This is a genomic window from Arthrobacter sp. Y3223164 (genome assembly GCF_059091005.1).
This window is the reverse complement of the sequence record NZ_JBNHGF010000718.1, coordinates 1-758: the sequence shown is the minus strand read 5'-3', so window position 1 is coordinate 758 and position 758 is coordinate 1. Positions and strand designations below refer to the sequence as shown.

At 70.6% G+C, this 758-nt stretch carries 1 protein-coding gene; it reads right to left on the bottom strand.

Going from position 1 to position 758, the window contains the following annotated elements:
• Nucleotides 1–357 precede the first annotated feature (357 nt).
• On the bottom strand, nucleotides 358–758 hold a 401-nt coding region (locus AC5RUJ_RS17600), incomplete at its 5' end, for an ERAP1-like C-terminal domain-containing protein (protein ID WP_494156422.1).

Below are 758 nucleotides of genomic sequence, written 5' to 3'. Positions count from 1 at the left end.
GACAGCCGCCAGCGCCGTCCCGGCGGCCGGGGCCAACACGAGGGAGCGGATGGCGGGCTGGCGCAGCGCCCGGAGGGCCAGGAAGCCGGGCAGGTAGAAGACGGCGAGCATGACAGCCAGCTGTCCGGCAACTGCCATGAGGACTCCCTTGCGCCACCAACCGTTGTGGAATTGTAGATCCGGGGGCGGGCCGTGCAGTACTCCCGCCGCGTGCTCATGGAACCGTAGGGGCGGCAGATGTCGCGCCGGTGAACGGCGGGAGAACGCACTCCTGGTTCCGGGCCTTGCCGAGACTGCGCTGCCCGCCGAAACGCGCGTTTCGGCGGGCAGCAGTCGGTTTGGACGATTCTCGGCTGGCTACCGGTCGGCGGCCTGCGCCTTCAGGGCCCGGACGACGCCGTCCTTGTTTTCCAGCACCAGCCGGCGCAGGGCGGGGGAGCGGTCCGCCAGGGACTCCGACCAGGCGTCCGTGGCGTCAACGGTGGCCTGCGTGGACAGCTGCGACGGGTACAGGCCGACGACGATCTGCTGCGAGAGTTCGTGCGTGCGGGTGTTCCAGATGTCTTCGATGGCGTCGAAGTACTGCGCGGCATAGGGCTCCAGCAGCGTGGTGTCATGGACGCGGGTGAAGCCGGCGATGACCGACTGCTGGGTGGCGTTGGGCAGTTCGCCCTTGACGACGACGGACTCCCAGGCCGCCGCCTTCGCCTCGGCGGTGGGGATGGCGGCCTGCGCAAGGGCGGCGGCGCGCTGGCCGG